The organism is Paenibacillus sp. 1-18, assembly GCF_000520755.1.
GTDB lineage: Bacteria > Bacillota > Bacilli > Paenibacillales > Paenibacillaceae > Paenibacillus > Paenibacillus brasilensis.
The window spans coordinates 1-25,317 of sequence record NZ_ASSB01000281.1 but is presented as its reverse complement, the minus strand read 5'-3'; the positions used below and the strand labels follow the sequence as shown (position 1 = coordinate 25,317).

The window sequence follows — 25,317 nt, the reverse complement described above, 5'->3', positions numbered from 1 at the left end:
TCCACCCCTGTTGTCCAAAAATTTTTTATTATTCAACGCTAATATTTTAAAATTGAAATATTAGGCCATTAAACCAAATTTAGAACGTAAATAACGCATGGCTACATACCATGCAAAAAGACAGGTCTTATTCTATGTACATAGGACAAGCTGATCCATGCTCCACAACCCGTCTTCTTGATATTTAAATATTTTCATATAAATATCGTACATTGAAATATTATAGATACATTTATCTATTCAGGCAATACAAATTTTCATTTATTTCATAATTTTTTTTCACAAAAAAGAACCTTGTTTCCAAGGCCCTTCATGAAATGGAATAACTCGGTTTACGATTTTTCGCCTCCTGCTCCTCTTTTTTGTTCTTATTCGTTCCGTTATCCTGGGATATTTGCTGTCCTATACAATTCCTACAACGGCAGCGTTCTGTTCTCCTATGGATATCGTCCATAGAATCCCGCAAAAGCTGTATATAGTCCAATGATTGCTGCAAAGAGGCAGGTCCCGGCATAAAACGAATTTTCTTGCCTTCCAGCAAACAATAGACCTCAATAAGCTGTGGGAGAGCTCCAAATGCATAATGACAGAATACATTCGTCAAATGCTGGAATGTAAAAATAACATTAGGATTATAATCCACAATATACTTTTGAATCAGTAAGGAATCGGCTCCAGCTGATAGCTGCCAGGCAGCCTGGACAATAAGCGAAATATCGACCTTGAGTTCAGGAACCGACGTGCAAAATTGTTCATACAGCATCACTGGCGTGAGCAGGTCCTTGTTTAAAGCACATATTTTAGACAACTCACCTGACACTTTATTTTTGATGTCCCAATAGTGGAACAACGATTCAAAGCCGTTTGGCTGCTTGGGCCACCACTTCTCCAGCACATACTGGACGGGTACTTCCCGCTGCACCTCTACTTCCATTCCAAAGTATTCGTTCAGCGCATGGCCTACCGCATATTGAACCCGTTGCCGCCAATTCCAGCCCTCACGCCCGCGTTTTGCCTGTGACGGATGGATTGGCTGCGGCGTTCTCCACATCTCCTCAAGCTGATAGTCGTGCAGAAGAGGATAACCGCTTAAGCTATCGCTATTACGCATACCTATCCCTCACTCTCATCTCAGGACACTCCAATACCCGCCTGTGCAAATTGTCTTCCATAAGCCCGGCAATTTTCCTTGGCATCATCCAATGGGTTGAATTCAATCTTCAGGCTCTCCTGAATCACTGAAGCCCCGCGTTCTTTAACTTTTTCTTCCACCAAATCCACCGCACCACAGAATTGCGTATAAGAGGTATCTCCACTGCCAAATACAGCCGTCTTTTTGCCTGACAGATCAAGTTCGTCCATTTCCTCATAAAAATCTAAAAATTCATCAGGAAGCTCACCATCTCCCCAAGTATATACACCCAGCAAGAAACCATCATAATCGAGCAGTTCCTGCGCGTTGCAATCATACGAAGCCTTTAATTCTGCCTCATGACCCGCTTGGCGAACGCCCTCGGCAATCAATTCCGCAATTTCCTCAGTATTACCTGTCAAACTGGCATAAGCAATCAAAATTTTACCCAAGTTCATCCCTCACCTTTACTTGAAATATGGGATGCTTTCATTCCCTATTACTCAAATAATATTTGATAATGATTCTCATTGTCAAATATAAATTTCGAAAAGGCCTTAATCCATAGTAAAAATATACGCAAAACAGCCGCATCAGATGCGGCTGTTCGCTGATCAAACCTATGATTAAGCAGCTTTTATAAGGAGCTTGCTTATTGATAGCTTTTACTTATTTATTTCTCCAGTACAATTCATTCCATTGCAGCTCCTGACGGAATTGGCGAATATTCGTGTTGTTATCAATAACAACAGCTTCTATGCCTGTCAGTTCAGCATAATCCAGCAATTGCTCAGTGCTTACAGCATAGGACAATACCGTATGATGCGCTCCACCCGCATGAATCCATGCTTCTGCGGATACCTCGAGCGAAGGCTCCGGCTTCCACAAAACGCTGGCTACAGGCAGCTTAGGCATTTTATTTTTATTTTCCACAGCCTGAAGTTGGTTAATGATCAGGCGGAAGCGGCCTTTCAATTCAATGATGGACGCCGCAAGTGCGTTACCCGGTTTACCTTCAAAAATAAGACGAGCCGGATCGGCTTTACCGCCAATACCCAACGGTTGAACATCAATACGCGGTTTGTTTACAGCAATGGTAGGACACACCTCCAGCATATGTGATCCCATAATCAGTTCATTGCCTGGCTCCAAATGGTAGGTATAATCTTCCATAAAGGAAGTATCCACGTTGTTAGCCATCAGCTTCATCAGGCGTGTCAATGCTGCTGTTTTCCAGTCACCTTCACCGCCAAAGCCATAGCCTTGAGCCATCAAACGCTGAACAGCCAAACCAGGCAGTTGCTTCAGTCCATGCAGATCTTCGAACGTTGTTGTAAAAGCTCCGAAGCCCCCATCCTCCAGAAACTTCTTCATGCCTAATTCAATACGAGCCTGTTCCAGAATGGAATCACGAACCGCTCCCGGCTGCTTCGCTGCTGCAGATAATTCATACAGGTCATTGTATTCTTCGAACAAGGCGCTAATTTCGCCTTCTGTCACGTTATTAACGATTTCAACCAGATCACCCACGCCGTAGCCGTTGATCGACCAGCCTAATTGGGCTTGAGCGGTTACTTTGTTACCTTCAGTAACGGACACCTCACGCATATTATCACCAAAACGTGCTACTTTGAGGTTTTGGCTTTCGCTATAAGCAGCCGCGGTAGACATCCAGCTGCCAATCCGCTTTTGAACTCCTTCTTCCTCCCAATAACCAACAACGACTTTGCGGGTTACACCCAAACGGGCACCGATAAAGCCAAATTCGCGGTCACCATGTGCGGATTGGTTCAGGTTCATAAAATCCATATCGATGCTATCCCAAGGGATATCACGGTTAAATTGAGTATGCAGATGCAGCAAAGGCTTCGACAAACGCGTCAAGCCGGCAATCCACATCTTCGCTGGAGAAAACGTATGCATCCAGGTAATAATCCCTGCGCACAGGTCATCCCCATTCGCATCAATGATCAAACGACGGATTGCGTCGGAATTCGTCAGTACAGGTTTCAATACAACTTCAAACGGCAGATGACCGCTACGGTTCAATCCTTCTACTATTTTGCGGGAATGCTCTTGTACCTGTTCAAGCGTTTCAGGTCCATATAAATGCTGACTTCCTGTAGCAAACCAAAATTTAAACGGTTTCATAATTCAAAATTCCTCCTGTCAGGAAATAAGTATAATTGCAGCTGTATAATATATAGAACTACCATGTACGTACAATCTATCTCATTTTTTTATTATTATACTGAAAAATAGATAGTTGTACGTACAAGTGGGATTGACTTCATTTTAATATGGAAGCGCTCTAATTACAAGTACATCTGAAAAAAATATTTTCGCCCTCCTCACCAGACTGTTACTTTGATGGAATCATTCGATTGTTGCTAAGGTTTGTTGTACAATAGATTCCATATGGGGATTTTGTGCAGTGTGCTGCCAAAATCCTGAATTGACTGCTGAAGGATGGATTGTACATGTATGTAGCACAAGGATGGAAAGACTATGAAGTTATGGATACTGGCGGTGGCGAAAAACTGGAGCGCTGGGGCGATATTGTCCTGCGTCGTCCCGATCCGCAAATCATATGGCCTTTGACCCAGGAAACAGCTGAATGGCGTAATGTTCATGGGCATTACCACCGCAGTTCTTCCGGGGGCGGTCAATGGGATATGAAGAAGCCTATTCCCGATCGCTGGACGATCAGCTACGGCCCCCTTAAATTCCACATCAAACCGACCAGCTTCAAGCATACCGGTCTTTTTCCGGAGCAGGCAGCGAACTGGAGCTGGATGATGGATAAAATCAAAGGTGCAGGCAGACCGATTTCTGTACTGAACCTGTTTGCCTACACAGGTGGAGCCACTACGGCCGCAGCATATGCCGGAGCCAGCGTAGTTCACGTGGATGCCGCCAAAGGCATGGTACAGTGGGCAAAAGAGAACGTACATTTGTCCGGTCTAGCCGACCGTCCGGTACGCTTTATTACAGACGACGTGTTTAAGTTCGTGCAACGTGAACAGCGCAGAGGCAACCGTTATGATGCGATTATTATGGACCCTCCTTCTTACGGACGCGGACCGAACGGAGAAACATGGAAGCTTGAAGAAAGCCTGTATCCGTTTCTGGAATCCTGCATGAGCATCATCTCGGATCAACCATTGTTTGTGCTGATCAACTCCTATACCACTGGTATTTCACCTACCGTACTGCATAATATGCTGAGCATGACCATGCAACAAAAATACGGCGGGCAAATTAGCGCTGGTGAAATCGGCTTACCGATCACGCGCTCGGGATTGAATTTACCTTGCGGTATTCTCGGACGCTGGGAGGCTTAATTCCTCTTATGACTCCAGATGAACTTACCCGACAGGGGCCTGCAGAGCCGAACATTCCTGTTTTATATGAGGACAATCATGTTTTGGCGGTTGTAAAGCCCGTCAATGTTCCGACACAAGAGGATGCCAGCGGAGATCCTGATCTGCTGTCGTTACTGAAGGAAGACCTTAAAATCAGACACCATAAGCCTGGCAACGTCTTTTTGGGTCTGGTTCACAGACTGGATCGCCCTGTAGGCGGAGCCATGATCTTTGCCAAGACGTCCAAAGCTGCTTCTCGGTTGTCAGAGTCGGTTCGAGGCCGCCATTTTCGCAAAATGTATACAGCGGTTCTGAATGGTGTTCCCACAGCTCCACAAGGCCGTCTAACCCATTACCTGCTAAAGGATAGCCGCACGAACACCGTTCAGGCTGTCCGTCCCGGCACGGCTGGCGCCAAGGAAGCTATTTTGGAGTATCGCGTGCTTGGGCAAGTAGATGGACTCAGTCTGGTGCAGATTAAACTGCATACCGGACGTTCGCACCAGATACGTGTGCAGATGCAGGCAATCGGCTGTCCTCTCTACGGGGATCAAAAATATGGCGGCAGTCTGAGCCGCCCCGGTCAACAGCTTGCTCTCTGGTCCTTGCTTGCCGGTGCACCGCATCCAGTCAGCAAAGAGGATATGAGCTTTCACTCATTACCTCCCGCCCAATTTCCGTGGAGCGAGTGGCCCGTTTCGCTTTATGAAAGCATGATTATGGCTGGAAACTGAGCAGGCAAGTCCTGTCCCATATAATTTTCAATAGTGTCAATCAATACGCAAAAGAACCCGCAATGCATGTATCAAACAAGCATGCATTGCGGGTTCTTTTGTGCGAAAAAATTTATATATCCCGCAGCCTTATGATGAGGAAGCCACGGTTTGCCCCTGCTTGCTGTTCACCGGCTGCTGGTGTGGTTGAGCGTCCTGAGCATTCGTGTTTTTGATGAAAAACGCTAAAATCAGAGCGGCCACACTCAGCAAAGTTGCAATGATAAAGGCCGAGTTAATACCATAAATCGTAGCCTGGTTGCCTGCGGCCAGCATCTCCGCTTTGTTTGTAACCTTGATTCCCTCGGATGCAACAAGCGTTGTCAGACGGCTGCTGCTTAAGGTCGACATCACCGTCACCAGAATTGCCGTCCCTATGGAGCCGGAAATCATACGCAGCGTGTTACTCATCGCCGTACCATGCGCATTTAATCGTTGCGGAAGCTGATTCAACCCGGCTGTTTGGATTGGCATCATCAGCAATGACATCCCCAACATCCGTACCGTGTAATTAATTAACAACGTCATATAGGCGGTTGATTCGGTCAACCTTGTAAATTCCCAAGTCGTCACAACCATAATCAACAAGCCGATTACAGACAACCAACGCGCTCCGATTCGGTCAAAAATGGCTCCCGTAACCGGAGACATAATCCCCATCAGAATCGCTCCTGGTAACATAAGCATACCGGATTGGAGCGGCGAAAAACCGCGAATATTTTGCAAATAAATCGGCAGCAATATCATACCGGCGTACAATGCCATCGTCACAATGAGATTAATAATCGTCGTCAAACTATACATATCGTATTTGAAGATACGGAACTCCAGCATCGTTTCATCGGCCTTCAGCTGGCGGACAATAAACAGAATAAGCGCAATCGTCCCGACGATAAGCGTAGACAAAACCGTGATACTTCCCCAGCCTGATGTTCCCGCATCACTAAAGCCATATAACAATCCGCCGAACCCGAGTGTGGATAAGATGATGCTCGGAATATCCAGCTTGGGTTTAGACTGCTCCGTTACATTTTTCAGAAAAATGGCTCCAATTATAACTGAAATGATTGAAATCGGCAGAATGATCCAGAACAATACTCGCCAATCATGATTTTGGACAATATAACCTGAAAGGGTTGGTCCAATGGCTGGAGCAAAGCCCATTGCAATCCCGAGTGTGCCCATCGCCCGTCCACGACGTTCTATCGGAAAAATGTCAAGATAACGACCATCATTAAAGGCATCATAATGCCTGCACCCGCGGCCTGAATGAGCCGTCCGATCAGCAGGATGCTAAAGCTCGGTGCTATAGCACATAACAATGTACCCAATGAAAAAATAATCATCGCGCTGATAAACAATTTACGAGTGGAGAAACGGGCAATCAAAAATGCGGTTACCGGGATCAACACTCCGTTTACGAGCATAAAACCCATGCTAAGCCACTGAGCCACATTAGCATCTATATTCAGATCGTTCATCATTTTTGGTAGAGCCACACTAATTAATGTCTGGTTTAAAATGGCAACAAACGCGCCAATCAACAGAGCGGCCACAATCGGTGCCCTGCGTACGTTACCCGATAGAGTATTTTGAGAACTACTCAAGTTGATTCATTCCCTTCGATGTCAGTTTCATAATCATTTGCTTGTGGACATCCAAAACCATGTCCAGTTGCTCCTTTGGAATGTCCAAAATAGGTAGGATGCGTTCCATCCACATCGCATCCACTTTTTGCATAATATCTTTTCCCGCAGGCGTCAGGGACAGCACCAATGATCTGCGATCATGCTCATCTCGTGCACGAACGACATACCCGGCCTTCGTCAGACGATCAATCACTCCGCTCATGGAGCTGGATCCCATTCGGGCAAGGTCTGCCAGCTCAGATAACCCGATATTGGGCCGTTTATTCAAAATTGACAAAACCAAATGCTGAATGGCTGTCAGATCCAAGTGCCGTTCTTCATTCCAGAAAGCATAAAATATCGTTTTGTTAACCTCCCTTACCGATTGGATAATCCGGTACACCTCAAGTCTCTCTTCCTCTCTTCCATCCATTTGAACCATCCTTCTTCCTACTGCTACTTCACATTTCATATACATAATCGTGCAACTATTCGTATACAAAATGTTATTTATTTATAACTATTATTTTATCATCTCTTTTTTGAATGTCAACATTCACCCAAACAACACCTATGCTTCAGCACAAAAAAGCGCGGTATGAATACCACGATAGGTATTTACATCCGCGCATTCCTATTCACCTTAAAGAGATAACCAACAGCGTACAGCTAACTACTTTTCATGTATCCACAATTCTCGTTACTTTGCTCGTTCTATTTGTTCCCTTTCTGCCGCTGCTTCACTTGTCGATACCGAAGTTTTCGTCTTTGTTGTGATTTTACCCAACAAATAGACCAGCAAATTTTGATTATGCTGAGAAATCCGATTTAGTGCGGAGCCCAAAAAATCATCCCGGATTTGCAAACCGCGTTCCGCCTCTTCTCTACCTTGATCTGATATGACAATCCATACAATTCTGCGGTCCTTTACGTCTCTGAAACGGGTAACCAGTCGATTACGCTCCATCCGATCCAGCAGCATCGTAACCGCCGCAGGGGTGGTGGCGAGATACGGGATCAATTGAGACGGCTTCATACGGCCGTATTCGTTTAGAACCTCCAGCACCGTGAGTTGAGCCTCAGTTAGTGATGGAGCCAACTGCTGCTCCATATGAACCTTGTAATCCTTAGCCATTCTGGACCAGATTTTCGCAAATTCGGTCGTTTGCATTTTGCCTCACTCCTTTGAATAACAGGATCGGTAAAAAAACAAAGTTACCGCATCGGCCACCGTCCGGGTTGTATTTCATCACATTAAATTTTCGCCATTTCCCCCTGGTTTCCTGCTGTTTTTGGGGCATTCATTGAAAAGGGGAAGGAAGTCTCACTCCGGTTTTGGAGGCTTTTCAAGGTTCGACAGCATGACGGCAAAAAGGTCCTCATTCGTGCCGGATTGGCACGTGAGGACCTCTGTTTTTCGAGCTAATAAGCGCTTGACTTTTACCATTATTCTACTGACTGTGAAGTCTGCGGCTCACGATGCGGCAGCACGTTCACAATTTCGTCTTTCTTTTCCACAGGAGCCAGCAGTTTCCCTGTATCCTTGCGGTCAGCCAGCGGAGCTTTTTCAGAAAAGAACGATAGCATTTGCCCTTCGGCAGTGATGACCTGTAACTGAATAGCTTCACGGCAATAGAAGGCAGCCACGATGCGAGTTCCGTTCGAACGTACCCGCTTGCCTTCTTTGAATTCGAAGGTGGCGATACCTTTGCCGCCTCTTCCCTGAGAAGGGTAATCCAGCAGGAGCGTACGCTTGCCGTAACCGGACTCGGTCAGCACCAGCACTTCTCCTTCATCCTCTTCCACCCACAGCACTGCGACAATTTCATCGCCTTCCGCCAGTTGTATACCTTTGACACCCGCCGAGACGCGGCCCATGGCATTAACCTCTTGCTCCTTGAAGCGTATGCTCATTCCCGCACGGGTGATCAGCATAATATCTTTGGTACTATCGGTCAGCGTGACTGATAATATCTCATCATCTCCTGCTACCTTGCAGGCTGCTACGGCACTCGAACGTTTTGTAGCATATTCTTTCAATTCTGTCCGCTTGACTTGCCCTTTCTTTGTGACAAACACCAGACTTTGACCGATTTCCTCGATGTTTTTGATCGGGATAACGCTCACGATACGATCTTCCTTGGATAGCGAAATGACATTGACAATCGGAGTGCCAGGCTCTTTCCACTTATACTCCGGCACCTGATGAACAGGCAGCAAAAAGTATTGTCCACGCTGGGTAAAGACGAGCAGCACATCCAGTGTATTCACATCAAGGAATTGGGTAATGTAGTCCCCTTCTTTAACACCGGCACTTGAACGATCCCCGCCGGAACGAGTGAACGACAGCATACTTGTACGTTTCACATAGCCATCTTTTGAGAGGGTTAGCAGCACGTCCTCTGCTGCAACCATGACCTCCAGATTTACCTTAATCTCTTCTACCTCACCCTGTATCTCCGAACGACGGTCAATGCCGTACTTTTCGCGAATTTCCAGCAGTTCCTTGCGGATCAGACTGACCAGCTTGCGGTCACTTTCCAGAATGGAACGATATTGGGTGATCTTTTTCTGAATATCAGCCAGCTCTTTTTCGAGGGTGGTAATTTCCAGATTCGTAAGACGGTACAATTGCAGAGTCAAGATAGAATCCGCCTGACGTTCACTAAAGCCAAACATCCATTGCAAATTATTTTGCGCGTCTTGACGATTTTTAGAAGCTTTAATAGCCGCAATGACCTCATCCAGAATGTTCAGCGCCTTGACCAAACCTTCCAATACATGGGCGCGGTCCTCCGCCTTTTCCAGTTCAAACTGGATGCGGTTTGTAACAACTTCGCGTTGATGATTGATATAGGCTTCCAAAATGGACTTTAATCCAAGCTGGTGCGGTGCTTTGTTCACAATAGCAACCATATTGAAGTTATAAGCCACCTGGAGATCGGTTTTTTTCAGCAGATATGCCAAAATTCCTTCCGCATCAGCTTCCTTCTTCAGCTCCACAACAATACGCAAGCCATTTCGTCCACTCTCGTCACGAACCTCGGCAATTCCTTCTACCTTTTTCTCCAGACGGATATTTTCCATTGCGGTTACGAGTCTGGACTTAACAATCTGGTAAGGAATCTCTGTAATGACCAGCTGCTGCTTACCTCCACGCAAAGACTGAATTTCCGTCTTGGAACGAATATAAATACGTCCTTTGCCTGTCCTGTAAGCTTCCTTGATGCCTTCGCCACCCATAATGAGTCCGCCAGTCGGGAAGTCCGGGCCTTTAATAAAGGTCATAATCTCTTCCAGTTCAATCTCCGGTTTTTCCATCACTGCGATGGTGGCGTCAATCACCTCGCGCAAACTATGCGTTGGAATTTCAGTCGCAAATCCCGCGGAAATTCCGCTCGAGCCATTCACCAACAGATTTGGATAACGGGACGGCAGTACAACGGGTTCCTTTGCCGAGTTATCAAAATTATCCTTGAACAAAACCGTACGTTTTTCAATATCACGCAGCATTTCCATTGCGATCGGGGACAAGCGTGCCTCCGTGTACCGCATAGCTGCCGCCGGATCGTCGTCCTGGGAGCCCCAGTTGCCGTGACCGTCCACCAGTACGTGGCTCATTTTCCAAGGCTGCGCCATACGTACCATTCCATCGTAAATAGATGAATCACCGTGAGGATGGTAATTACCCATAACGTCCCCAACGGTTTTGGCGGATTTACGATATGCTTTATCCGGCGTATTACCCGAATCGTACATCGCATAAAGAATCCGACGTTGTACGGGTTTTAAACCGTCTCGTACGTCCGGTATCGCCCGGTCCTGAATAATATATTTGGAATATCGGCCAAAGCGGTCACCGACCACTTCCTCCAGAAAAGCTGGCAAAAATTGCTCCGATAAGCTCATGTCTACACCTCATTTAATAGCACTACTCTACGTATTCCGTGAAATCCACGTTTTCCACAATCCAGCGTTTACGTGGATCTACCTTGTCGCCCATCAATGTGGATACACGGCGTTCAGCCTTGGCAGCATCCTCAATCTGAACGCGCAACAGGGTGCGTGACTCGGGATTCATTGTCGTTTCCCATAACTGATCAGGGTTCATCTCTCCGAGTCCTTTATAGCGTTGAAGCTCAAAATTCCGTCCAAATTCTTTTAAGTAATTTTCAAGCTGCTCATCAGTCCAGGCATAGCGTACTGTTTCGAGCTTACCCGACTTGCGCGTTATTTTATACAATGGCGGCTGAGCAATAAATATGCGTCCTGCATCAATCAGCTCTTTCATATACCGATAAAAGAACGTCAAAAGCAAAACTTGAATATGTGCACCATCCGTATCTGCATCGGTCATAATGATGATTTTGGAATAATTGCTGTCTTCGAGTGAAAACTCGGTTCCTACCCCCGCACCAATCGCTGCTGTAATAGCACGGTACTCATCATTTTTCATGATTTCTGCCAGCTTGGATTTTTCCGGATTCATCGGCTTGCCCTTTAACGGTAAAATGGCCTGAATTTTGGAATCCCGTCCCTGTTTGGCCGAGCCCCCGGCTGAGTCGCCTTCCACGATAAACAATTCATTGCGTGTAAAATCCTTGGACTGCGCAGGCGACAACTTACCATTCAAATTTGAGCTTTCACTGCGCTTCTTACCCGAACGCATTTCGTCCCGCGCCTTACGTGCAGCTTCACGCGCCCTGGAGGCCTGAATGGCCTTCTTGATCAAGGTTTGCGCGATCTGCGGATTCTCTTCCAGAAAACGCTGCATCTGCTCAGATACAATGGCATCCACTGTACTCCGTGCTGAAGCGCTGCCCAGTTGATCCTTTGTCTGACCGACAAATTCAACCTCAGCCATCTTGACACTGATTACAGCCATCATGCCCTCACGCAGATCATTGCCCTCCAGGTTCTTGTCCTTTTCCTTCAACATCACTGTCCGGCGCGCATAGTCATTCATGACCCGTGTGTAAGCGGTTTTGAATCCTGTCTCGTGCGTACCCCCGCCGCGTGTCGGAATAGAGTTAACAAACGAAGCAATCGTCTCTGTATAACCCGCATTATATTGAATGGCAATTTCCACTTCAATGTCTTCTTTTTCAGCATTAAAGTGAATAACATCATGCAGTACATCCTTACCCTCATTCAGAAAAGCGACAAACTGGCTTGCTCCACCCTCATAATAGTATTCATCTGACTTCCCGCTGCGTTCATCTTTAAGCTGAATACGAAGTCCTGAGTTCAAGAAAGCAATTTCCTGAAGACGCTCAGCCAGCGTATCGTAGTTAAAGTGAATGCCTGCCTGGAAAACGCGAATATCCGGTTTAAATGTAATTTTAGTGCCCGTCTTGTTGGTATTACCCAGCACTTCAAGGCCTGTGGTCGGTTCCCCGACATGCTCCACGCCCTTCTTGTCCTGCCAATATTCGAACCGCTGACGGTGAATCTTGCCGTCTCGGTAAATTTCCACTTCAAGCCATTCCGAAAGAGCGTTCGTTACAGACGCACCCACACCGTGAAGACCTCCGGATTTTTTATATCCCGAACCGCCAAACTTACCCCCGGCGTGCAAAATGGTGAATACAACCTGAGGCGTGGGAATTCCCGTTTTATGCATTCCGGTCGGAATACCGCGCCCGTTGTCTGTTACCGTAACGGAACCGTCTTTATGCATTGTGATATCAATGCGAGAGCAAAACTTGGCGAGATGTTCATCCACCGCATTGTCTACAATTTCCCATACCAAATGATGCAGCCCCGAAGAGCTGGTGCTCCCAATGTACATGCCCGGCCGTTTGCGAACTGCCACAAGCCCTTCGAGCACTTGAATGTCGTCCGCGCCATATTCCAAAGCTCCGTTCTGAGTGCCGGACGCTTCCGCAGACAAGTCGATTTTGTCGACCATTCATGCTCCCCCTTTGTCTAATCATAACCGTGTTTTGCCTTATTCTTGATGATTTTCACCAAAAATGCAAACAGATGTTTTCTTTTACCTTGTCCATTTTAATTCAATATATCCCGTTTCGTAAAGACGGCGAATGAAACAATCAACGCCACAGCCCCCCAAATGCCCAGTACAGTTAAAGAAAACGGCAAGTTCATTCCCTCAATCGGAGCGGGGCTTCCAGATAAATAATCGGTTAATTCGAGGTTAACCATAAATAAATATTTTGCGCTCTGCCAAGATGAAGCCATATTGGTTAAAATCGTGCCCGAAATGAGCGCAGCCATCATGACCACGATGCTGGCCGCCGTACTGCGTACCAGAACAGATACCATAAAGGCCAGCGATGCCACTACGAGACTGACAAACCAGATCAAGCCGGCTTGCAGCATTAGATAATGCCATTGTGGAATCGCATGAACTGCAGACACATCCACCGCCTGGCCAACAATTTGAAAGCCTGTAAATACTGGCACGTTAAAACCGCGAAAACCAAAAAACAAGCCTGATATGAGGTAACTAATCACGAATACACTCAAAATGATGAGCGAAACGAACATGTACAGTGTCAGCAGCTTGCTCAGCAGTATTTTCCACCGCCTGACAGGACGGGTCAGCAGCATTTTTATCGTGCCTGTCGTCCGTTCTCCTGAAACCAGATCGGAGGCAATCGCCATAATCAGCAATGGAACAAACAGATTGATGGAATTATCCATAAACTCTCTGGTAAAGGTTACACCACTCGGCTCATTTGGATTCACGTCATTTTCCAGATAGTATTGCATCTGCTGGACAAAAACCCGTCGGTAGGTCTTCCATTCCTCGGGAACCCGGTCGCTGCCAAGCGAGTTTTGATTATCCGTAATCGCCTGACGCAGCTCCAGCCGCCAATCATTGCCGAATTTTTCACGATTATTTTCTGCCACTTTCAATTGAGCGTACGTAAAAATCGGCACTAACACAAGCAAAACAAGTAAAATGACATAAAATCTTTTTTTCTTGATAATTTTCAGTGTTTCATTTTGTATGAGCGGTAAAATGTTACTCAAGTATCTCACCTTCCGTCATTTTCAGGAATAGCTGCTCCAGTGTAGGGTTAATTTTGGTTACACCTTTAACGGAAATACCGGAAGCTGTCATTTGTGCAACCAGCTCCGCAATATGCTCTTCATCCATTTCTGTAAAAATGGCATTGTCTCCGCTGGCTGCAACAATGCTGTCATCAATTAATTCATCGGCGTTTGTAATGATGTGCACATACGGTGATTTTTGCAATAGGGCAAGACCCTGATCATAAGGCTCCAATTGCCATACAGCCATGTTCGAATGCGTCTCAACTAATTCTCGCACACCGCCGACAGCCAGCACCTTTCCCCGACTTATAATCGCCACACGATCGCATAACAACTGGATTTCGCTGAGCAAATGACTGGAAACAAACACGGCCATGCCCTCGGAAGCCAACAGACGGATAAAAGCTCTCATTTCCTTAATTCCCTTGGGGTCCAAGCCGTTCGTCGGTTCATCCAGAATAAGCAGCTTCGGTCTGCCAAGCAAGGCTTGAGCTATGCCAAGACGCTGGCGCATCCCCAGTGAATATGTACTTACTTTGTCATGGATACGCCGATCGAGCCGAACCAGCTCAACCACCTCGCGGATACGCTGTTCATCTACACCAGGCTGCATCCGGGCAAAATGCTCGAGGTTCTCCCAACCTGTCAAATAGCTGTAAACCTCTGGATTTTCCACGATAGAGCCGATATGCCGTAAAGCCTGCTCCGGATCACGGTTCACATTGTGGCCGCATACCGTAATCGTCCCTTCCGTAGGCTTAATTAGGTCGACCAGCATACGGATCGTCGTCGTTTTTCCAGCTCCATTCGGGCCGAGAAAACCAAAAATCTCACCCGCGCGAACGTCGAATGTCACATCATGAATAATCATTTTACGTTTGATACGTTTCTTGACGTGCTGAACAGAGAGAACCGTTTCGTTGTCGCTTCTGCCTCGGTCTGCGCTGCCAAGCTGGCTCGCGGAATGGAAGCTGGACGCTACATCCGCAGATGTTGAATCCGTTGCTACTTCAGCACCGGTCTTGTCAGCAGATTGGATGCTCATTACTTGTCCCCTCCCTTCTTCACTTCAGCGGACTGGCTGCTTGTAGATTGTTGACTATCTGCACGATCGGTATCCTTTGTCGCTGCAACTGCAAACCCCTGCGCTATCCGTTCAGCAATCGCTTGATACCCTTGTCCGTTGGGATGAAAATGGTCCGATGACAAGTAGACTGGAAGATTTTGCTGGAATAAATCGAACGTTGGAATCAGCGTCATGTTACTGCTTTGGTTGGTAATCGCCATGGCTGCCAAATTCCATTCTGTTACAACAAGATTGCCGGGAATCTTCATTTCAGGCAGGTCACTGAATGGATTATATAACCCAACATAGATAATTTTAGCCTTCGGATTGATTTTTCCGACTTTGGTCAGTACTTCTTGCAGACGTTTGGAGGCATCAGGCAAGGCTTTACGTAAACCATTAAGTGTAGGGGGCTCTTTACCTGTTTGAGCAGCCTGTGCACCCTGAAATAAATCATTGCCTCCAATCGAGACAATAATAACGTTAGCCTTCTTCAATACATAAGACACACCGGGCTCATCCAGCTTGGTTAATAGTCCTTGAGTCGTCAGTCCATTAATCCCCAGATTATTGATGAGCTGCGCCTTATGACCTTCCTGGGCGTTTAACAGGTTCACCGACCGACGTACAAAACCACTGCCGGAGTCATCCCCCGTTCCTTTGGCCAGCGAATCTCCAATTGCAGCTACCCGAAACTCTCCCGTCTGTGTAGCAACAGATGGCGCAGCTGGTGTCTGCGATGAACCGGTATTTACAGGTTGATTACTAACCATCGGCTCTGGAGCCGTGATACTTTGTACTGCGGCAATAAATCCGTATAATAATAGCAGAGTGGCGGCGATGGAAATGGAACCGACAGACCGCCATATCCATTTTGATGAATTCACTCGTGTTCCCTCCTGATAGCTTAGTGAAATAAACATAAAGCTTCTCATATCATTTTGCAAATAAACTGTGACGAAAAGCTATTTGCTGTCAGGTATAAAACTCCTGATCCATTGGCCGAAACTGCCTGGATTTCGACTCTGGATCAACACCGTTCCTTCACCACGGAACCGGCATACAAGCGCTTCTCCGCTCGTTACACTGGACAACCAGCCTTTCGATGCTTTCTCAATTTTATAATCCATATAGTCTGGCCATGCCACCAGATGAGCATTATCAATAATACGCTCCTCTCCTGGTGCGACATACAAGGGATAAATCGCCCCATAAGAAGATAGAAACACCGTACCCCGACCACTGATTTCAACGATAAAAAAGCCTTCTCCAGAAAACAGTCCTTTCATTAGGTTTTGCATTTTGGTACTAACCTCGATACCTTCAGTACATGCCAGAAAACCGTCCTTTTGGACGAGTAGTCTGTATGAACCGTCCAGTTCCACGGCTTGTACATCCCCTATACTGGCTGGGGCGAGCAACACTTCTGCCGGCCCCCGAGCTGCCCTCAGCTCTTGAAAAAAGAATTTTTCCCCGCTCAGCATCCGACCCAAACCACGCAACAGTCCACCATCCACTGTTCCTTTGATGTCCACACTGGAAGACATGGAAACCATCGCTCCCATTTCCGCTTTAATGGTTTCTCCGGGGCTCAATTGCACCTTGAGCATGGCAAAGGCACCTTCATGCACGATTTCGTAGCTCAATTGTTCACCTGGCTTTCTATAAGTAGTATCTATCTATGCTGCTTGCTGCTATCATACTATATTGATGTCCTTTATGCCTGTTTTTGCATCAAGCAATGGTTCTATACTATTCGATAAATAATGACATCAAAGGCCCGCTGAACGTGTCAGCAGGCCTTTGGATTAACGCGATGTCGCTTTATATAAGTGCTACAAATGGGTCTTGCTATCGTTTTTAGTTACGTGTGAACTCCTGTACCCAATATCCATTATAGTAAGCCACACCGATTTGCGTATATTCTGCCTTCAGAATATTTTCACGGTGTCCCTGACTGTTCATCCAGGCGTTCATTACTTCTTGCGGGTTTTTTTGACCCATTGCAATATTTTCACCTGCATACGTATAACTTACACCGAATTTCTTCATCATATCAAATGGTGAGCCATAGGTCGGAGATGTATGATCAAAGTAATTGTTAGTGCTCATATCCTTCGCTTTAGCCAAAGCCACTTCGGTAAGCTTCGCATCGGAAGTCAGTGGTTTCAGACCATTTTTGCTGCGCTCGTTGTTTACCAGCTTTACAACCTCTGCTGCAAATTGAGACTTGCTGAGCTGTGCACCCGATCCTGCGGACTGACCTGCACCAGAATTGGTGTTCTGAGCTTGATTCTGCTGCTTGTTAGCAGACTGTGAAGCGTTTTGGTTCCCCTGTTTGGTTACTTGCTTGCCCGAAGAAGGATTCCCTGTTTGAGTTTTAGCCTTGTCCTGTCCGAAACAATCCGTAATTACGTTCTTCGAAGTTGTGTTCTTCGTAATTGTCGTCGTCCCATTGGACAATTGAACGTTATATCCGTTATTTTGTAGCCACTGTTGTAGCTGCGCTGACAAATCGTCAGCCGGTGCTGCCGATGCCGGAACGATGAATCCTGCGGATAAAACGGCGCTTAGACTTCCCATCACCAGTGTTTTTTTCAACATATTCTTCATTTCGTCATCTCCTTGTTGTATAAATACCTAGATGTGAACATGCCCGGTTACAACTTTGTAATCTTTACTCTAGCAGTATATCATGTTTCATAGCAGGATCAATGGTATAAAAGTTGGAAAAAAAATAGCCCGGCTTGGCAATAGCCAACACGGGACTGATGTATAGATAATAGGATTTATATAGTTCTGTCTTTTATTGAGGCAGGCTATCTAAGCTTTTTGCTGAAACGGTATCCTTGCTTTTCAAAGCCGATTCGGTTGTAGAAGGCTCTGGCCTCTACTTGTTTGATGCGATTATTCGCTCCGGTTATGAATAAATGATAGCATCCTTGCGCACGTCCCCACTCTTCACCACAAGACACCAGACGTTTGCCAATGCCCTCGCCGCGATACTCCCCGCTCACGACCAGCATAGTGATTTGTACAGCAGGATCAGGATAAGCCAAGCTTTGAGCCGTATGCATGCCGATTACTCCGACAACACGACCATCCATTTCTGCAACCATCATATTCGCCTGACTGTCCTCCTGCGTTGTTCCCATAACTTCTTTCATTACGCCACAAGTCATCGGATATCCGACTTCTCTTAGCAGTCCAGTTACGGCTTCGCAATCGCCAAGCTCTACGGAACGAATTGTCAGTACTGGAATCATCACATTGTTAGACATGATTTACCTCCACTTTCAGCATATTAGCAGCCTCTTTGGCCGTCTTCCGTGCTGTCTCCACATCTCCGGCAGCGCTAAGCGCTACAGCCATCCGGCGTCCCGGCTTGGTTTCAGGCTTCCCGAACACTCGCACCTGTGTCCGGGGTAGTAATAACGCATCATTCATACCACTTATTTCGAAATCCCGCGTAGTCAATTTGGCCTTCAAGGTAGCTGAAGCTCCTGGTGTAAGCAGCGTGACTGACGGCACCGGGAAACCGAGAATAGCTCGCACATGAAGCGCAAATTCCGACAAATCCTGCGTAATCATTGTCACCATTCCAGTATCATGCGGACGAGGGGATACTTCACTGAATATGACGCCATCAACCGTTAAAAATAGCTCAACGCCAAACAATCCGTAACCACCCAATTCATCCGTAATCGTACGGGCAATGTCTTCTGCCTCTGAAAGCTGTTTGTCCGTCATACCATGAGGTTGCCAGGATTCGACATAATCCCCATCTTTCTGAATATGGCCAATCGGTGGGCAAAAAGTCGTACCTGAAACCGATCTGACGGTCAATAAAGTAATTTCGCTCTCAAATGGGACAAAAGCTTCAACAATGACACGTGTTGTTTTGGCACGTGCGCCTTCCAGCGCCGTATTCCAGCAAGATTCTGCATCTTCAGGTGTCCGGCATACAGACTGCCCTTTACCCGATGAGCTCATCAATGGCTTAACCACACAGGGCGTGCCAAGCTCATGAACCGCTGACCGCAACTGCTCAAAATCATCTGCAAAACGGTAAGCGGCAGTCGGAAGTTGCAATTTCTCGGCAGCTAGCCTGCGAATACCCTCCCGGTCCATCGTAAGACGGGCGGCCCGGGCAGTTGGTACTACATGAAATCCCTCTTGCTCCAATTCTTCCAAAGCACCCGTAGCAATAGCTTCGATTTCAGGTACAATTATGCCGGGCTTTTCCTTGCGAATAAGTGCCTTCAACGCCTCAGCATCCTGCATATCTAGACAGTGAGAACGATGGGCGACCTGCATTGCTGGAGCCATTTCATACCGATCCACAGCAATACACTCCACGCCAAGCCGCTGAGCTTCGATAATGACTTCTTTTCCCAATTCGCCGCTGCCCAGCAGCAGCATTTTCTTAGCGTTGGCAGAAAAAGGAGCACCCCACATCTTGAACTCTTCCCCCTCTGACGATATTGCTCTGATCTCTTATCATCTTTATTTTCAGGGTTTAGCTTCAAGAATGCAATAGTGCTCGGCATTAAAATTTACAAAAAGCGCGATTTTTTGATCTTTTTTTTACAAAAATCTGAACTGTGCTTCCACCAGCCCCCGATATATTCCATGTTTTTTCATCAATTGTTCATGATTACCACTTTCCTGAATTTCTCCATGATCCAGTACGACAATATGATCCGCATTCCGAATGGTGGACAAGCGGTGAGCGACCATAAAGGAGGTTCGACCTTCCAGCAGAACTTGAAGAGCATCCTGAATTTTCAGCTCCGTTTCTGTATCAATGCTGGCTGTCGCCTCATCCAAAATAAGAATTCGCGGATTAGCAAGCAAAGCCCGGGCAAAGGATAAGAGCTGGCGCTGGCCCATGGATAGCATACCGCCTCGCTCCTCCACCTCTGTTTCATAGCCGCCCGGTAATTGAACGATGAATTCATGAGCATTAACCGCCTTCGCAGCCATTTCAATTTCCTCATCTGTTGCATCCAGACGGCCAAAACGAATATTATCGCGAATCGTACCTGAAAATATAAACGTATCCTGAAGCACGATGCTAATCTGGCTACGCAAGCTCTCCACCGTCACCTCACGCACATCATAACCGTCAATGGTAAGCCGACCTGATGTAATGTCATAGAAACGGCTGAGCAGGTTGATAATTGTACTTTTACCTGATCCGGTATGACCCACAAGTGCAATGGACTGGCCCGCCTCGACAGAGAGATTAATCCCTTTCAGCGCCTGACGGCCTTTTTCATATTCAAACACAACATTTTCAAATTGAATATCGCCCCGAATAAGCGGCAACTCTTTGGCTCCCGGCTTGTTCGCAATATTCGGCTTTTCATCCATAAACTCAAATATTCTTTCCGATGAAGCCATCGCAACCAGCAGCTGATTGTACATTTGACCCAGGCGATTAATCGGCTCCCAAAAGTTCCCTACATAGTTGGCAAACGCAACCAGCAGACCTACCGTAAGCTGATCTGTCTGAATAAGATGCGCCCCGAACCAGAACAGCACCAGCGTACCCAGTCCTCCTGTAATATCAATAAGTGGACCAAAGACCTGATTCATGGCGGAGGCTTTATCCCACGACCTTTTGCTGGAGCTGTTCATGTCATCGAAATAAGCCATGTTTTCCTGCTCCTGCGTGTATGCCTGTGTCACACGGATTCCCTGAATGGACTCATTCAGATGAGAGTTGATACGCGAGTTCTTCATGCGTACTTCCTGCCAGGCGCGGCGGATACGCACGCGTAGCTTGGTCGAGATTAAAAACATGATAGGAACGGTCACAATGACCGCCAAGCCGAGCTTCCAGTTAATAAGCAATAAAATGACAATAATCCCCATGAGCTGAACGCAGTCGATCAGGACATTTACTGCACCATTTGTAAACAGATCCTGGAGCGAGTTAATATCATTCGTAACGCGTACTAATACAGAACCGGCCGGTCTTTTATCAAAAAAATTGAAGGAAAGCCTCTGAATATGCTTAAACAGATCCTCACGCAGATCATAAATGACACGTTGACCGATAATATTGGTGAATTTAATGCGGTACGTATTGGCTGCCCATTGAATCAAATATAGCAGCAATACCGCACCTGTTATAAGCAAAAGTAGTTTTACGCTGGGCAGTGCTGGCCCTACGGGAGCAATTGCCTTATCAATGGCCAGACTGATCAAATAAGGAACCGTCAGCTTGGTGATGGTACCTAGAATCATCATCACCAGGAGGATCGGCAGGATCTGACGGGCATAAGGCTTCATGTATGCAAGCAAACGTTTAAATTCTGACCAGTTAAACGGTTTGTCAATGACATCATCATCCTGGTACACAAAACGTTCATTTTTCGACTTTTTCAACGGATGGGCTTTTTCTACGGGCATATTCATGGTCTCACCTGCCTTTCGGATACACCCTCTGGAGTCTGGTCTATGTAGTCGGCGTATTGAATATGATACACATCCTGGTATGGACCTGGAGCGGCAATAAGCTGCTCATGTGTTCCTCGCTGGACGATTCTTCCTTCCTCAAGCACCACAATTTCATTGGCATGACGAAGCGACGAGATTCGATGGGCAATAATAAACGTTGTGCGTCCACGCATTACCTCTTGAAAACCGGTCTGAATTTCATGCTCCGTCTCCATATCGACCGCACTGGTAGCATCATCAAGTACAAGAATTTTCGGATTTTTGAGCAAGGCACGTGCGATGGCAATTCGTTGTTTTTGTCCCCCAGATAGTCCCAGTCCACGTTCACCAACGACAGTATCGTAACCGAGCGGTAGCTCGGTGATGAATTCATGTGCCTGAGCCAGCTTGGAAACGCGTATGATGTCATCCATACTGACATGGTTTAAACCATAAGCAATGTTGTTACGAATGGACGATGAGAACAAAAACGTCTCCTGAAACACAGAAGAAATTTGAGCACGTAAATCGCGAATTTTCAAATGACGTATATCTGTTCCATCCAGCTTGATGCTTCCTGCGTTTACGTTGTAAGCCCGCATAAGGAGCTGGATAATGGTCGATTTCCCTGATCCTGTTCCACCCAAAATCCCAATGACTGATCCCGGTGGCGCATCCAGATTGATGTCAACAACAGCGGGCAGCTTATTCCCGTAAGCAAATGTGACATGTTCAAACGTAATATGTCCCTTGACCTGATCGGTATTGAGCGTAAGAGCATCAGGTTCATCGGTTACATCTACGGACTGATTCAACAGCTCCAGGACCCGTTCACCGGAAGCTTTAGACTGCGTATAGTTATTAATATGAAAACCAACGCTCCAGATCGGACCGATAATATACCAAATTAAGCTAAAAAAAGCGACGAGCTGTCCCAGAGTCATCGACTTCACAATGACCAGATATCCTCCCATGCCTAAAAGAAGGACCACACTGATAGAAGCAATAAGCTCCATGGCGGGGAAGAAACGACTCCATAAGGAAGCAGCCTGAATTTGATTACTTTTGTACTGTTCATTTCGTATTGAAAATTTTTCAACTTCATAGGATTCACGGGCAAAAGATTTGACGGTGCGGACCCCTGTAATATTTTCCTGTACCGCTGTCGTCAAGGCACTGAGCGCAATCCGCATTTCCTGAAAGGTGGGATGAATTCGGGATTCAAACTTAAATGTGACGAAGAGCAGCAAAGGCATGCTGATCATCGTAAAGAGGGTGAGCTGCCAGTTGATATACAGCATCATTATAGAGCCGAATACGACCATCAGTACCACATTGAGGAGCTGGGCAAAACCAAACCCAATAAAGTTACGAATCGCCTCCAGATCACCGGTCAGACGGGACATCAAATCCCCCGTTTTAGCAGTGTCATAATATCTGAAGGACAGAAATTGCAGCTTTTCGTAACAGGCATTGCGGAGTCGATACGCCAGAAAGTTTCCTAGCCGTCCACCAAAAAAACCATGTAAAAATTGCATAAACCCTTTGACGATTACAACTCCCAGTACAGTCAGAGCCAGCATCGGGACTTTCTCGAAGTCACCGGGAATGATAGCGTTATCAATGAGCCTTTGAAGCAGGTTAGGATACACCAGTCCCAGGGCCGTCGCTATCGCAAGGCATAGAATGGAAAGAAACAGATAATGTCTCCTTTCACGAAAAAAAACTTGCAGTTGCCTGAGCACTTCCATGTCAATGTCCCTCCATTAGTTGCACGACGTTGTTATATGGCTTAGTGAAGTTTACCATTCGCATTCCAAGGGGGCAAAGGGGATAACGGACGGTTTTCAGGCAGGTTCGCAATTGGGGGTTGATTAGGTAAATTAAATCGCTTTCTTATCATCGAATATGGCTATTTCCTCAGTTTTCCTTTCTTTTTGGAGTATGCGTAAAACACCGGGTTGTCCCACAACCCGGTGTCCTGAAGCCTTTAGCAATTGTGTACATATTTATTGTATTATCGTTTCTTCCTGCTCCAGCTCGGCAATACGACCTGCCAGCTCTTCCCAAACCTGTGGCTGCTCGTCACCTGCAAGTACATGTTCCATCCCGCCAAGTGTCTCCAGCATCTGCTCCCGAAGCTGTGCCGTCTGCCACATCAACTCCTCGTGCATCAGCTTAACGTAATAAGAAGACATTCGTTCTCGCTGCAGCTCGACTGCTTCGCCAACTTTCTCGCGTAGGATCGGCTCCAGCTTGGATTGCAAACTCGCCCGACCAGCACCTTCAAAAAATAGCTTTGGATTTTTAAAGGTGTTCCAATACTCGTTCCAAAGGACGGAATCCTGCAGTGAAATTTCAATCAGTTCAGGAACAGCCCATTCTCTGGCTTCAGGAGGGGTGCAATCCAAACCTGTCAGCCGCTGGTTTATCTCTTCCGCACACCGTTGTACAATCTTACGTACCAAGGATTTCCCCGTTTTTTCCAGCCTAAGTGTAGTTGCCAATAATTCCTGGGACAGCTCCAACTCAAGCAAACGCATCAGTTCACGACCACAAGAGGCAAAAGCCGAACGAAGATCACCTGCTCCTTCACGCAGGACAGATGGATGAAATGCCTCCGCCATAAACTCTCCAGTTCGATAGGCCAGCCGTTGACGCACATGATACAGCAGTTCATCGGTTTCCCCTAATAAAACAGCTGCACTGTTGCTGTCAGACAGACTATGGAGCATATGCTCCAGTTCACTGCGAATGAGGCTTAATCGCTCCAATCGAATCGTGCGTTCTTCTATGCCATACCGGGCATCAGCAGCATGTTGCTCTATCCGGTTACGCAGCCGCCCCAGCTCCTGCATGGCAGAAGCAATGGACAAGCCCGCCAGCTCATCAGCTGCGAAGTCCGAAAAATCTTTTTCAAACCCTTCAAACCGTGAAGCCGCACGCAGCGAGGGCTCTCCCTGTTCGGCTGCTTCCAGTGCCAGCATACTGGACAGCGGATAAATACGCGGCTTACGGATTCCGTTCGTCTGTAGTTGTTCCTGTACATGCCGGGTCACGGATTGCAGTTCTTCTTCGGATGAAGCCAAATCTGAGGCATTGACGATAAAAAAGGTCTGGTCCAGCGCCAACGTCTCTTTAACGCGGCCCAATTGGTTCAAAAATTGCCGGTCTCCTTGGGTAAACGCATGATTGTAATAGGTGATAAATACAAGTGCGTCTGCATGCTTCATATAATTGAAGGTCACACCCGTATGCCGTGCATTCACAGAATCCGCTCCAGGCGTATCCACTAGCACAATACCCTGACGGGTCAAAGCGCAATCATAATAAAGGTCGATGCGCTCCACGAAGCATGACTTGTGCTCAGACGCGACAAAATCCCGATACTGTTCCAGATTTACCTGAAGCTGCTGACCCAGCAGGTTTTCAGCTTCTTCCCATCCGGCTGCGGCAGCCTTCAAAAAGCTGTAATGCGGCCTTCCGGCAGGATGTATTCCTTCTGGAGATAATTCACGTACGGCTTCCTGCCAGCCTATTGCCTCCGGTTCTCCCAATCCCAATAACCGGAACGAATATTTAAGATCGTCCCGCAACGCGTCCACTGATTTCATGTGGACGTCAGCCGTGGCATGGCGCTCAGGAGCTTCAGGCGCCATAATACGGTTAATCGCCGCTGTCGTTGGATGCGGCGATACGGGTAACAACGCTTCGCCCAGCAAAGCATTGGCGAAGCTGGACTTCCCGGCGCTGAACGCTCCGAACAGCGCCAGCGTGAACCGCCCGCCCTCCAGCGCAGCCGCGCGGGCATGTAAATCCCTTACCGTTGCCTGCATGGCAGGGTACGGATTGATCAAGGCAGCGGCTGTTTTCAGCCGAGCCG

Annotated in this window: 19 protein-coding genes and 1 pseudogene; 2 read left to right on the top strand and 18 right to left on the bottom strand. The window is 46.9% G+C overall.

From position 1 onward, the window contains the following. Nucleotides 1-310: 310 nt before the first annotated feature. From L693_RS0117785 to araA, 3 genes are all read right to left on the bottom strand, one after another. Entirely contained in the window at nt 311-1,111 is an 801-nt protein-coding gene (locus L693_RS0117785; protein ID WP_025718732.1) for a hypothetical protein, read from the bottom strand. 20 nt (nt 1,112-1,131) lie between these two features. Continuing rightward, nucleotides 1,132-1,590, bottom strand: coding sequence for a flavodoxin (locus tag L693_RS0117780; protein WP_049825208.1), 459 nt, complete (start codon nt 1,588-1,590; stop codon nt 1,132-1,134). 211 nt (nt 1,591-1,801) lie between these two features. After that, on the bottom strand, nt 1,802-3,283 hold the full coding sequence (araA, locus tag L693_RS0117775) for an L-arabinose isomerase (RefSeq protein WP_049825207.1): 1,482 nt from the start codon (nt 3,281-3,283) through the stop codon (nt 1,802-1,804). A gap of 329 nt (nt 3,284-3,612) precedes the next feature. Between araA and L693_RS0117770 the strand changes: the two genes are divergently transcribed. Both L693_RS0117770 and L693_RS0117765 read left to right on the top strand, forming a co-directional pair. Next, complete coding sequence (locus L693_RS0117770) at nt 3,613-4,476, top strand: class I SAM-dependent methyltransferase (RefSeq protein ID WP_025718729.1); 864 nt, start codon at nt 3,613-3,615, stop codon at nt 4,474-4,476. A gap of 8 nt (nt 4,477-4,484) precedes the next feature. After that, the gene (locus tag L693_RS0117765) at nt 4,485-5,231 is read left to right on the top strand and encodes an RluA family pseudouridine synthase (protein ID WP_025718728.1); all 747 of its coding nucleotides are present in this window, start codon (nt 4,485-4,487) and stop codon (nt 5,229-5,231) included. A gap of 129 nt (nt 5,232-5,360) precedes the next feature. Here L693_RS0117765 and L693_RS0117760 read toward each other — a convergent pair. The 15 genes and pseudogenes from L693_RS0117760 to L693_RS0117690 form a co-directional block, all read right to left on the bottom strand. Continuing rightward, nucleotides 5,361-6,877, bottom strand: a pseudogene (locus L693_RS0117760) (DHA2 family efflux MFS transporter permease subunit). Beyond that, entirely contained in the window at nt 6,870-7,331 is a 462-nt protein-coding gene (locus L693_RS0117755) for a MarR family winged helix-turn-helix transcriptional regulator (RefSeq protein WP_025718727.1), read from the bottom strand. The pseudogene L693_RS0117760 and the gene L693_RS0117755 overlap by 8 nt, the downstream one beginning before the upstream one ends. A gap of 267 nt (nt 7,332-7,598) precedes the next feature. Then, a complete protein-coding gene (locus tag L693_RS0117750; RefSeq protein ID WP_025718726.1) occupies nt 7,599-8,069 on the bottom strand; it encodes a MarR family winged helix-turn-helix transcriptional regulator in 471 nt (156 codons plus the stop codon). 275 nt (nt 8,070-8,344) lie between these two features. Beyond that, nucleotides 8,345-10,807, bottom strand: a complete 2,463-nt coding sequence (gene gyrA / locus L693_RS0117745) for a DNA gyrase subunit A (RefSeq protein WP_025718725.1) — start codon at nt 10,805-10,807, stop codon at nt 8,345-8,347. A gap of 22 nt (nt 10,808-10,829) precedes the next feature. Further along, entirely contained in the window at nt 10,830-12,809 is a 1,980-nt protein-coding gene (gene parE / locus L693_RS0117740) for a DNA topoisomerase IV subunit B (RefSeq protein WP_025718724.1), read from the bottom strand. A gap of 98 nt (nt 12,810-12,907) precedes the next feature. Continuing rightward, complete coding sequence (locus tag L693_RS0117735; protein ID WP_025718723.1) at nt 12,908-13,897, bottom strand: ABC transporter permease; 990 nt, start codon at nt 13,895-13,897, stop codon at nt 12,908-12,910. Beyond that, entirely contained in the window at nt 13,890-14,966 is a 1,077-nt protein-coding gene (locus tag L693_RS0117730) for an ABC transporter ATP-binding protein (protein WP_025718722.1), read from the bottom strand. Before L693_RS0117730 ends, L693_RS0117735 begins: the two co-directional genes overlap by 8 nt. Further along, the gene (locus tag L693_RS0117725) at nt 14,966-15,910 is read right to left on the bottom strand and encodes a GDSL-type esterase/lipase family protein (protein ID WP_049825206.1); all 945 of its coding nucleotides are present in this window, start codon (nt 15,908-15,910) and stop codon (nt 14,966-14,968) included. The genes L693_RS0117730 and L693_RS0117725 overlap by 1 nt, the downstream gene beginning before the upstream one ends. Nucleotides 15,911-15,952: 42 nt before the next feature. Beyond that, a complete protein-coding gene (locus L693_RS0117720; protein ID WP_025718718.1) occupies nt 15,953-16,633 on the bottom strand; it encodes a TIGR00266 family protein in 681 nt (226 codons plus the stop codon). A 214-nt stretch (nt 16,634-16,847) separates the two neighbouring features. After that, nucleotides 16,848-17,600, bottom strand: coding sequence for a CAP domain-containing protein (locus tag L693_RS0117715; RefSeq protein ID WP_025718716.1), 753 nt, complete (start codon nt 17,598-17,600; stop codon nt 16,848-16,850). A 206-nt stretch (nt 17,601-17,806) separates the two neighbouring features. Beyond that, nucleotides 17,807-18,268: a GNAT family N-acetyltransferase gene (locus tag L693_RS0117710; RefSeq protein ID WP_025718713.1), complete on the bottom strand. Its 462-nt coding sequence runs from the start codon at nt 18,266-18,268 to the stop codon at nt 17,807-17,809. Further along, nucleotides 18,261-19,445, bottom strand: coding sequence for a formate-dependent phosphoribosylglycinamide formyltransferase (gene purT / locus L693_RS0117705; protein ID WP_025718711.1), 1,185 nt, complete (start codon nt 19,443-19,445; stop codon nt 18,261-18,263). The genes L693_RS0117710 and purT overlap by 8 nt, the downstream gene beginning before the upstream one ends. A 129-nt stretch (nt 19,446-19,574) precedes the next feature. Then, nucleotides 19,575-21,413, bottom strand: coding sequence for an ABC transporter ATP-binding protein (locus L693_RS0117700; RefSeq protein ID WP_025718710.1), 1,839 nt, complete (start codon nt 21,411-21,413; stop codon nt 19,575-19,577). Continuing rightward, on the bottom strand, nt 21,410-23,185 hold the full coding sequence (locus L693_RS0117695) for an ABC transporter ATP-binding protein (RefSeq protein WP_025718708.1): 1,776 nt from the start codon (nt 23,183-23,185) through the stop codon (nt 21,410-21,412). Before L693_RS0117695 ends, L693_RS0117700 begins: the two co-directional genes overlap by 4 nt. A 258-nt stretch (nt 23,186-23,443) precedes the next feature. Continuing rightward, nucleotides 23,444-25,317 (bottom strand): dynamin family protein (locus tag L693_RS0117690; RefSeq protein WP_025718707.1); only part of this gene is annotated, 1,874 nt, incomplete at its 5' end.